The sequence below is a fragment of the Butyricimonas muris genome, from assembly GCF_046365375.1.
Taxonomy (GTDB): Bacteria; Bacteroidota; Bacteroidia; order Bacteroidales; family Marinifilaceae; genus Butyricimonas; species Butyricimonas muris.
This window is the reverse complement of sequence record NZ_JBKEIT010000010.1, coordinates 1-10,882: the sequence shown is the minus strand read 5'-3', so window position 1 is coordinate 10,882 and position 10,882 is coordinate 1. Positions and strand designations below refer to the sequence as shown.

The window sequence follows — 10,882 nt, the reverse complement described above, 5'->3', positions numbered from 1 at the left end:
GCTTCGCAGCCACCTCGAGACCGGTTTCCGGGCTCAATACCCCGAAGGGGGGAGGGAGTTAAAAATGACTTTTGACACTTTCAGACTTTATGGACGAGAGGGCGTGTTTTGACACGCCCTCCTTAATCCATTATATTATATAATCTATTCTTACTCCTTCCTCACGCTATAAATCACCACATCCTTCTCCGGGCGATCGGCACTTCCCGTTTTCACGGCTGCAATTTTATCTACCACGTCCAATCCCTCGATCACCTCCCCGAAAACCGTGTATTGCCCGTCCAAATGCGGCGTACCGCCAACCGTCGTGTAAGCCTTTTTCTGTTCTTCGGACAATACCAATTCCTCGTCGGCGAACAGACTGTCACACTCTTGCGTCAATTTCTCCGACAAGGTAGCAAGACCGGCAGTGTCGTTCGCTTCCTGCAAACGCTCCAATTCGCTTACATATTTCATCTTTAATTGGTTATACAATGCCAGTTTACGTCTTCCGTTAATACTTTGCACCATGGTTTCCAACTCTTCCGGTTCATAAACCCGCCCTTGAACGATATAGAATTGTGCCCCGCTGGAACCGCGTTCCGGGTTTACTTGGTCGCCTTCACGAGCCGCAGCAAGCGCTCCCTTCTTGTGAAAATATTCCGGCACACGGAATTCCGCGTCCACCCGATAGCCGACATCCCCTTCGCCCAACATCACGTCCGGCGCTGCATTCTTGGACGTGGGGTCACCACCTTGAATCATAAAGTGGTTTATCACCCTGTGAAACAACAAACTGTCATAGAAATTCTCTTTCACCAACTTCAAAAAATTATCCCGGTGTTTGGGAGTATTCTCGTACAAACGAATCCGGATATCACCATAATTCGTGGAAATTTTCACGACAGGTTCAGCCTCCTCCTTACAGGAAGAAACCATCACCAAAAGCAACAAAACGCCAATAATCTTATTCATAATCGGTAGTTAAATTAGAAATTCTTACTTTCCACGCAAAAATAGAGGAAAATACTTTATTAACAATAAATTTGTTCGTATCTTGGCATGATAAATTATAAATTTCACGAAGTATGAAAGCATATTTATTTCTCACGATTGCTGTTCTAGTCGCTTTTTTCTCCTCATGCACGGAGAAAACCACTAAAAAAGAAACCGTTCAGACTGTTCAGAAAGAAACGGTTATCATCCGGGACACTGTTTATATAAACAAGGAAGAGCCAAAAACGACCTCCGTAAAAGAAGCTCCCGCTTATTTCCTTATCGCCGGATGTTTTGAATACAAAAGCAACGCGGACCGCCTACGCGAGAAACTTCAGAAAGAAGGATACCCAAACGCGTTAGTCATGCCCTATTTTGAAAACCTGTATCTGGTCGCTTACGAGGGATACGCCACTCACAAAGAGGCCGTTGCCGCTGCTCGGCAACTCCACAAGATTCCCGGCAATGAAGAAGCATGGATACATCCTGTCAAATAATTGAACGACTATGAAATTCGTGTTATTCCTGTCATTTATCGCGTTGCTCACCCTCGTCGGTTGTCAACGCGATAAAATGAATCCTAAAAACCTGACAACCGTTAATGTCAAGCGAGAACTGAGCGTGACTCCCGCCAAGGCAACAGCCGCCGCCAAAAGTACGGAAGAAACACCCGTGCCGCCGGCGGAAGCACAACCTTCCGCGACACCTCAAACGACAACAACGAAAAAACCTGCAACACCGACAAAAAGCTACCACATCATCGTGGCAAGCCATCCCCGCGAGAGCCTCGCACGGGAAGATGTCGCCCGGTTAAAAGCACAGGGATACACCGACGCGCGAATCATCACGAAAGACCAACGCTACCGGGTAAGTATAGCGAACAATCCCGACAAACAGGAAGCCACAAGGCAAAGGGACGAACTGGCTCGCCGCTTGAAACAGGATGATATCTGGATTACCCTTTATTAAACAGTACGCTCACCACGATTACGCCATAAAAGAACCCGGCATAAATCTGGGCGGGAGTGTGTCGTTTCAAGTATAGCCTTGAAAAAGCCAGAACCCCGGCAATCAGAATCAGAAAAGGCAACAGGTTTACCACCTCCCCGAAATACTTCGTCCCCAACGTAAAGACAAAAGCACACAAAGCCCCTATCGCGGTCATATGCATACTCATCTTCCAGCGCATCGTCACGATCATAAACCCGGAAAGCAGAATCACCATAATCAAGTACAACTCCCGCACGATATTGGAAAACGGCAGATTCCGGGACAGATAAAACACCAAAAAAGCCCCCACGACAGTAGCCAGCACGGGAAACACCCTGTCTTGCTTATGTATTAACCGATAATTACCTATTAACCCAAGCCATTTCAACAACGGAAGGCTCAACAACGGCAGCATCGTCACTCCCAGTAAAGTCAACATATAAGACATACGTTGCGTGTAAACCGGAATCCCCGAGAAAATCGTGTCCGAATTAAACGTGATAAATAACATATACATCGGCAACAACAACGGGTGAAAAAGTACCGACACACACCATGCAAAAATTCTCATATTAAAAAAACATTCATTTTAAACTTCTCGACGAAGTCGGGCAACCGGAATATCCAGCAATTGGCGGTACTTGGCGATCGTCCTCCGGGCGATCTGGTATCCCTTGTCTTTCATCATATCCACCAATTCGTCATCCGTGTACGGCTTACGCTTATCCTCACTTTCTACAATATCCTTAAGCACATTTTTAATTTCCCCTGTACTCACTTCCTCTCCGCTACTCGTCGGCATACTCCCTGAAAAGAACTGTTTCAAAGAATATATACCAAACCATGTCTGTATATATTTTGAATTGGAAACACGCGATATCGTCGAAACATCCAATCCCGTGATATCAGCAATATCCCGCAAGATCATCGGTTTCAACTTACTCTCGTCCCCCGTCATGAAAAATTGTTTCTGGAACTGCACGATAGCCGTCATCGTCAGCATCAACGTGTTATTCCGCTGCTGCACGGCATCGATAAACGAACGGGCTGAACTCAACTTGTATTTCACGAAAGAAACCACATCTTTTTTCTCCCGTGAATTGGAATGCTTCTGGTAATCCTCCAGCATATTGACGTAAGACTTATTCAACCGCAACTCGGGAATATCTCCCGTGTTCAAACTAAGTTGTAACTCCCCGTCCACGATATCCAGATTAAAATCCGGTATAATCTTTTCCGCACCCGGCACGGACGAATCGGAAATCTGTCCACCCGGTTTCGGGTTCAATTTCAATATCTCGTCCACCGCCTCTTTCAGCTCGGCATCCGAAATCTTCATCCGCTTGGAAATCTTCTCGTAATGCTTCTTGGAAAATTCCTCGAAATAATCCTCCAGAATAATACGGGCATCCACCAACGCGGGGGAAGCCCCTTCCGACAAACGGCGTTTCACCTGCAACAACAGACACTCGCGTAAATCCCTCGCCCCTACACCCGGCGGGTCAAATTGCTGCACGACCTTCAACAGGGATTCGATCTTCGCGTCGTCCACCTCGATACCCGCGCCGAAAGCCAAATCATCCACGATATTCTCCACGTCCCGGCGCAAATAACCGTCGTCGTCAATATTACCGATAATATACTCGCAAATTTTTCGATCCAGCTCACGCAAATGCTGCGTGCCCAACTGTTGCACCAGATTCTCGCGGAACGAAATCCCGCCCGAAAGCACGAACTCGCGGGCATCATCATCCTTGGATGCATTCGAGGAACTCAGCCTGTAATCCGGAATATCATCATCGTCACTAATATAATCATCCAAAGAAAATTCATCATCCGCGGAATTATATTCCTCTTCTTCATGCGCATTCTCTTCGTAATCCACCTCATCATCCCCCTCTTTGAAATCCACCTCCGGTTCCGGCTTCTCTTCTCCCTCTTCCAAAAGAGGATTCGACTCCAACTCCTCCTTTATCCGTTGTTCCAATTGATACGTGGGAAGCTCAAGCAGCTTTATCAGCTGGATTTGCAACGGATTGATTTTCAACCCCAACTTCTGTTGTAAACTCTGCTTGAGCATCCCTTTATCCTAAAAATTAAAATTCAGCATTCTTCGGCGCACGCGGGAACGGGATCACGTCACGGATATTTCCCATTCCGGTCACGAACAGCAACAATCGCTCGAATCCAAGCCCGAAACCACTATGCTCCGCCGAACCGAAACGTCTTGTATCCAAATACCACCACATGCTGGACTCCGGAATCCCGACTTCCTGCATACGGGTAACCAACTTATCGTAATTCTCCTCACGTTGCGACCCACCGATAATCTCCCCAATCTGCGGGAAAAGCACGTCCATCGCCGCCACGGTCTTGCCGTCCGGGTTTTGCTTCATGTAGAAAGCCTTGATCTCCTTCGGGTATCCCGTCAAAATCACCGGCTTCTTGAAGTGCTTCTCCACCAGATAGCGCTCGTGCTCACTTTGCAAATCCACGCCCCAGCCCGTCACCGGATACTGGAACTTACCATTCTTATTCGGCTTGCTGTTCATCAATATATCGATAGCTTCCGTGTAGGTCACCCGCTCGAAATCATGAGTCAGCACGAATTGCAACTTCTCTATCAACTCCATGGAACGCTCTTCCGCTTTCTTGTCCTTCTCTTCCTCTTGCAAACGCTTACTCAAGAATTGCAAGTCATCCATACAGTTATCCAAAGCGTAACGGATCAAGTATTTCAAGAAATCCTCCGCCAAATCCATGTTATCATTAATATCATAGAAAGCCACTTCCGGCTCGATCATCCAGAACTCCGACAAATGCCGCGTAGTATTGGAATTTTCAGCCCGGAAAGTAGGTCCGAACGTGTAAATACGTCCCAAGGACATAGCCCCCAACTCCCCTTCCAACTGTCCGCTCACTGTCAAGTTCGTGGCTTTCCCGAAGAAATCCTGCTTAAAATCAACACTCCCGTCTTCCATCAATGGCGGGTTAACCGGATCAAGCGTTGTTACCCGGAACATCTCTCCCGCCCCCTCGCAATCGGAAGCCGTGATCAACGGCGTATGCAAATAATAAAAACCATGATCGTTAAAATACTTGTGGATAGCGTAAGCCATCGCGTGGCGAATACGGAACACCGCACCGAAAATATTCGTGCGGAAACGTAAATGCGCCACTTCCCGCAAGAACTCCAAGCTATGCTTTTTCGGTTGAATCGGGTACTTATCTGGATCGGCCTCTCCCATCACGATCACCTCCGAAGCCTGAATCTCACGAGCCTGTCCACTTCCGGCACTCTCCACGAGCAACCCCTTCACGTGAACAGCCGCACCCGTTGTCACCTTCTTCATCACCTCTTCCGGGGTCTTCTCCATGTCAACCACCACCTGTATATTATTTATCGTAGAGCCGTCATTCAACGCGATAAAATTCACTTGTTTATTACCGCGTTTGGTTCTTACCCATCCTTTAACCTCAACCTCAATACCGCAATCCGTTGATTGCAACAGTTCTTTGACTGACATTCTACTTGTTTTCATCTGAAAAACATTTAAATATTAAACTTACACTGCAAAAATAGTATTTTTTCCACTACGGCACAGTCAAAACCCTTAAAAAATAACTTATAGACCCTTTCGGTGCTGTACAAATTGCTTGCCAAACTTAGAATTCTCTCTTAGATTCTTCCATCACAGAACCCGAAATCTCCCGTTCGCCCCATCACTAGGCTATAAACAAATCACTCAAAATAGCATCCGATATCACCCAACCGGATTCCGTAATCCGGATTTTCCCATCCCGCTCTACCAAATCGCCGGAGTCCAAATACTTTTGTAACGACATCCCGACTTCCCTCCAAAACTTCCCGAACTTCTTATCCGCATCCAACTTATCTATCCCCCACATCGTCCGCAAATTCGTCATCACGTACTCGTTATACAAATCAACATCCGTTAATTCCTCTTTTTCAAAAGATAACAATCCATTATTTAAACTCTCTATATAGGTTTTCAAATTCGCCGTGTTCCATTGTCTGGAATACAAATCATACGAGTGAGCCGAAGGACCGAAACCGATATAAGGCTTTTGCTGCCAATAGGACGTGTTATGAATCGAATATCTCCCCTCCCGCGCGAAATTAGATATTTCATAATGCTCGAAACCAATACTTTTCAAACGCTTGCACACCCTGTCATAACGACAAGCCATCACCTCCTCATCCTCCGGCTTAAACTTCCCCTGCCTCACCATCACCTCGAAAACCGTATTTGAATCAACACTTAATATGTAAACCGACAAATGCTTTACAGGCAAACTATTTACAATATCAACATCATGCATCAACTCCTCGTCCGTCTGTCCGGGCAACCCGATAATTAAATCCACACTGATATTATCAAACCCCAAAGATGCCGCCAATCGCACCCCCTCGATTGCCTGCCGCCCCGTGTGCGTCCGGTTTATTCGCTTCAAATGAACGTCAGAAAACGACTGTACACCAATGCTTAAACGATTAAAACCCATCTCCCGGATACCCGCCAACCGCTCCCTTGTCAAATCCTCCGGGTTCAACTCGATAGTCCGTTCCGCTCCCGGCAAAATATCATAATGCATTTCCAACGCATCCACTATCCGTTGCAACTCCCCCCGCTCCAGATAGGACGGAGTTCCCCCGCCGAAATAAACCGTACTCACATCCTTACCCGGCAAATACCCCCGCCGCAACGCTATCTCCCGCTCAATCGCGTCCAGATAAGCCTCTTTCAATTTCAGAGAAGCCACCGAATAAAAACCGCAATAAAAACACTTACTCCGGCAAAAAGGCACGTGTACATATATTCCCATGACATGAGTTTTACTGTTAATCTGCAAAATAACAACATTTATTCACACGCTCAACCATGATCCTGTTAATTTGTTTACTACATTTGTAATGTTTCGGAAATACAAATGGTTGCATGTATGGCTAGATGGTTCGTTATCCTGTTCACCCTTATCTCTTTTTCCCTTGAGGCACAAACGCTTGTCATGGGAAAAGTCATCGCGAACTCGGGAGAACCCGTGAGTGGGGTAAATATCTATTGCATGGAGAATAAAAACGGCACCACCACCGACTCGCTAGGCTTTTTCCAACTGGAATGCACGATCCCCTGTACCTTGGAATTTTCGCATGTCAACTACAAGAGCGAAACCTACAAACTAACGAAAAGTGATGCTCCTTTCGTCGTCACGTTACGAAACAAGCAAAACAACCTGAAAGAAGTAGTGGTAAAAGCCGTGCCGGCAAGCGGACGTATCCTCTCGTCCATAAAAAATATTGAACGGATACCCGCGATACTGGGAGAACAGGACGTTTTGAAATACCTTGCCACGATGCCCGGCATCGTGACCACCAACGCGCTGAACTCCGGCATTTACGTCCGCGGGGGAAACAGTAACGAGAACGGCTTTTTAATCAACAACATGGTGATAGCCTACCCGGATCACCTTACCGGGGTACTTTCCACTTTCGACCCTTACATTCTGGGAAATTCCACCCTTTTCAAAAGCGGCTTCCCCGCCCGATACAACAGCTTTCTCTCCTCTTATATAAACATGCGTCCCGATCCGGGCAACAAATACAAACACGAGGGGGAAGTCACCATAGGACTCGTGTCATCCGCTCTTAAAGCCAAAGGACCGATCATAAAGAATCACACCTCGTTTGCCGTTTCCGCCCGTACCTCTTATTTGCAGCATATCTCCAAACTCTACAACCGGTCAATGGACAACGAACAAAATCCTAACTATATGCCGGAGTACTCTTTCAGTGATATTACCGCGAGTATAGATTCACGTCTTTCGGACAAGTGGAAAGCCTCCGCTTTCGGGCTCTTCTCCATCGACCACATGAAAATGAAGATCAGCGAACACGTGCAATACATATTCGACTGGCACACGTTTTCCGGCAACATCAACGCTTCCTATACCCCCACTTCCAAAGAACAATGGGATTTCCAATTCGGTGGTAAAAACACGTACAGCGAGGGCGACGCCTTCGGCAGCATCCCCATGGGCGGCGGCAACCGCCATTACGCTTTACTGGGACAAATTTCCTACAACCGTAAACTCTCCGACAAAATAAATATAAACACAGGGAGCAAATTCGAGTATTCGCGTTTTGAAACGGCGAACAAATCAAACGAACGTGAAAACCTTCTGATAAAAAGTTCCGACAGGGATTTTAATCTATACGAGATTTACATGGATATAAACTACCGGTTAAATCACAACTTCACGTTAAATATCGGGGGCAATTACCAGTATTACCACGGGGATACCCGAGCTCACACGTTCTCCCCCCGGGCAAAGATCAGCTATACAAATAACAAAACCACCCTGTGGGCTGACTACGCGAAAACGGTGCAGTATCTGAGCCTGTACCCTTATTTCACGGTAAAAACCCCTATCGACATCTGGTACCCGCTGGCAAAAAACACGAAACCCGCGATCTGCCACCAGTACTCGATCGGCGTAAACCAAGAGATCGGGCAAACCCTTTCTTTTTATGCCGGACTGTTTTACAAAGACATGCGTAACGTGAAAGACTTCGCCTCGGATATCCAGACGGAATACTCCGCCTTGACCGACAACCTGATTCAAGGCAAGGGATATGCCAAAGGCATGGAGTTTGACCTCACGTTAAACCACCATGCCCTGTATGCACGTGCCAACTACACGCTCTCGGAATCCAAACGCAAGTTTGCCGAAATCAACAACGGGCGATCCTTTTTTCCCCCGTATGACGTGAAACACAACGTCGTACTGAACCTGTCTTATGAAATTTCACCCCGTTTCCTGCTGAACACGCTATGGACATTCTCGTCGGGCGTGTACACGACATTCCCGAAAGGGATGGTCGTGGCACAAAACATCACGGAAATCCAGACAGGGGAAAATCCGGTTCTGATTCCCGTGTACACGGACCGTTATAATTACAAATTACCGGACAACCACAGGCTGGACGCCAGTCTGGATTACAAATTCAGCGGCAAGAAAACCTTTTACAAATTAAGCATCGGGGCATACAACGTGTACAACCAATCCAACCCCTCGTTTGTTTATTTTCAATCGGAAACCACCCGTAACTTAACAAAAATTATCCCAAAATCCAAGGTAATGTTACCATTTATTCCTTACCTTTCACTGCGCATTAATTGGTAAAAACGAATGAGGAAAATCATCTCCATATTCATATTGGCAGGGCTGTTCTCCTGTATGCCCGAAGAGGAACTCCCGATCAAAGACATGGGAGCCATCTCCGGATATTTTATCGAATGTTATTGCATCCCCGGAGAACCTTATATTCTAAACGCGGCAAAGATTTTACCTCTTACCGAAATGATTGACCCGGGAGCCGTCGTTGACTTGGATGTATCTATCAAAGCCGACAGCGTCATTCAACTGGTACCCGTGCCGGGAGCCCCTTCCTTTCTAGGCAATTACCAACACATGACCCGCATGGAGAATTACGGGATAGACTCTCTCTTCCTGAGCATCCTTACACCCGAGGACGAACACATTACAGCTAAAACAGCCGTTCCCGAGGCTATTGAAATTTCTTCTTACACGGTTTCCCAAACAACCAATTCCGTGTCAATTACATTCCCGACATCCCGGAACCCGAGGCAAAACTACTATATTTTCAGTATGCAAGCCCGAAAGAGCGCTCAGGATGACCCGATATTGAAAAAAGAAACCATCTACATGGATCTGTCCGACCATACCCCGGGAACATCCATCGAAAAAACGATAAAATGCCCGCAGATAGAGCAAGCCGACGCTGTTTTTATCACGTTGATGCGTATCACCGAGGCATGCTATAATTACCAGATTTCCCTTTACGAGGCGAACAGCGCCAACCAAGGAAGTATCACCACTCCCGTTCCCCTCGTCGGTAACATACAAGGAGCTTTGGGCATCTTCACGTGCTACACGAAAGACAATAAATACATTCCAAAAGAGAAATTCAATTAACAACTGAAGACTTCAGTACCAATAAGACTGATAAACAGTAATAAATCCTACCCGAATACTGTATCATTCCCGTATGAATTCCGGTTCACTTCCGTGTAAAACGCTATTAGTTCCCTATTAAAACGCTATTAAAACCCTATATTGTAATAGCGTTTTAATAGCTTACTAAAAGCTTAGTAAAAACTTTATAATCGGAAGTAAACCGGAATTGATACGGAATTCAAACTGAATTTATATAGTTTTTGAGGAGAACCTCATCCCGTTCTCGACATAAAGTACTTCTCCGGATTCCCTTCCCGCCCCATGATATTACACCCAAAATTTTCAAAATGTTTGGATTACTCTCTATTCATCATCTGTTGAAAAAATCAAATTTCAACTTGACATATTCTAAAATATTTTTCATATTCAATAGAAAAATCACACAACAAAGGGATATATTCAAAGAAATATTATTTATCTTTGCCAAGAGTTCTTAAAAATAAATTGTCATAAAAATATAGCAATTTATTAATATCATAGGAAAGAGGTTCTTTTATCTTAGATAAAGATTAAAAGGGAATACCGTGTAATTCGGTAACTGTTCCCGCAGCTGTAAGTCCTAACTTCAATTTGAAGTTGACTTCCTAGAACTACGTCACTGTTCATTCATGAATGGGAAGACTCTAGGAAAGGATAAGTCAGAAGACCTGCCTCCAACAATATAGATTTATCTCCTGCGGAGAACGGGGTGGTACAATAAGTTTTTATCTTATTGATAAAGGTATTTATATACCACCTTGCAGTGAATTAATGTGAAATATTAGATTAGAAAAAGGAGGGTGATAAATCATCTTCCTTTTATCGTGCATTTAAAAATCAACAGGTATTCTTGTTTTCCATGTTTTCTTTCATTATA

At 45.5% G+C, this 10,882-nt stretch carries 9 protein-coding genes and 1 riboswitch; of the genes, 4 read left to right on the top strand and 5 right to left on the bottom strand.

Annotated features, from left to right (window positions below):
• Nucleotides 1–150: 150 nt before the first annotated feature.
• Nucleotides 151–954 (bottom strand): peptidylprolyl isomerase, encoded by an 804-nt coding sequence (locus tag ACK8P8_RS15840; RefSeq protein ID WP_099291310.1) that lies wholly within the window; start codon nucleotides 952–954, stop codon nucleotides 151–153.
• A gap of 113 nt (nucleotides 955–1,067) precedes the next feature.
• Between ACK8P8_RS15840 and ACK8P8_RS15835 the strand changes: the two genes are divergently transcribed.
• Together ACK8P8_RS15835 and ACK8P8_RS15830 are read left to right on the top strand one after the other, a co-directional pair.
• The gene (locus ACK8P8_RS15835; RefSeq protein WP_303178170.1) at nucleotides 1,068–1,472 is read left to right on the top strand and encodes an SPOR domain-containing protein; all 405 of its coding nucleotides are present in this window, start codon (nucleotides 1,068–1,070) and stop codon (nucleotides 1,470–1,472) included.
• Nucleotides 1,473–1,482: 10 nt separating this feature from the next.
• The gene (locus ACK8P8_RS15830) at nucleotides 1,483–1,944 is read left to right on the top strand and encodes an SPOR domain-containing protein (protein ID WP_303178168.1); all 462 of its coding nucleotides are present in this window, start codon (nucleotides 1,483–1,485) and stop codon (nucleotides 1,942–1,944) included.
• On the opposite strand, the gene ACK8P8_RS15825 is transcribed toward ACK8P8_RS15830, so the two are convergent.
• The 4 genes from ACK8P8_RS15825 to hemW form a co-directional block, all read right to left on the bottom strand.
• Nucleotides 1,931–2,536 carry a phosphatase PAP2 family protein gene (locus ACK8P8_RS15825; protein WP_222621127.1) on the bottom strand — a complete coding sequence of 202 codons (606 nt, stop codon included), beginning with the start codon at nucleotides 2,534–2,536 and terminating at the stop codon, nucleotides 1,931–1,933. The genes ACK8P8_RS15830 and ACK8P8_RS15825 overlap by 14 nt on opposite strands.
• Before the next feature lie 18 nt (nucleotides 2,537–2,554).
• The gene (gene rpoN / locus ACK8P8_RS15820; RefSeq protein WP_099291313.1) at nucleotides 2,555–4,045 is read right to left on the bottom strand and encodes an RNA polymerase factor sigma-54; all 1,491 of its coding nucleotides are present in this window, start codon (nucleotides 4,043–4,045) and stop codon (nucleotides 2,555–2,557) included.
• Between the two features lie 16 nt (nucleotides 4,046–4,061).
• Complete coding sequence (asnS, locus tag ACK8P8_RS15815; RefSeq protein ID WP_303178166.1) at nucleotides 4,062–5,507, bottom strand: asparagine--tRNA ligase; 1,446 nt, start codon at nucleotides 5,505–5,507, stop codon at nucleotides 4,062–4,064.
• A gap of 184 nt (nucleotides 5,508–5,691) precedes the next feature.
• Nucleotides 5,692–6,813 (bottom strand): radical SAM family heme chaperone HemW, encoded by a 1,122-nt coding sequence (gene hemW / locus ACK8P8_RS15810; protein ID WP_303178164.1) that lies wholly within the window; start codon nucleotides 6,811–6,813, stop codon nucleotides 5,692–5,694.
• 117 nt (nucleotides 6,814–6,930) lie between these two features.
• Here hemW and ACK8P8_RS15805 point away from each other — a divergent pair, with 117 nt between their 5' ends.
• Complete coding sequence (locus tag ACK8P8_RS15805; protein ID WP_303178162.1) at nucleotides 6,931–9,171, top strand: TonB-dependent receptor; 2,241 nt, start codon at nucleotides 6,931–6,933, stop codon at nucleotides 9,169–9,171.
• Nucleotides 9,172–9,177: 6 nt separating this feature from the next.
• On the top strand, nucleotides 9,178–9,984 hold the full coding sequence (locus tag ACK8P8_RS15800) for a DUF4249 family protein (RefSeq protein ID WP_303178161.1): 807 nt from the start codon (nucleotides 9,178–9,180) through the stop codon (nucleotides 9,982–9,984).
• A gap of 510 nt (nucleotides 9,985–10,494) precedes the next feature.
• Nucleotides 10,495–10,694, top strand: a riboswitch (cobalamin riboswitch).
• The last annotated feature ends 188 nt before the right edge of the window (nucleotides 10,695–10,882 follow it).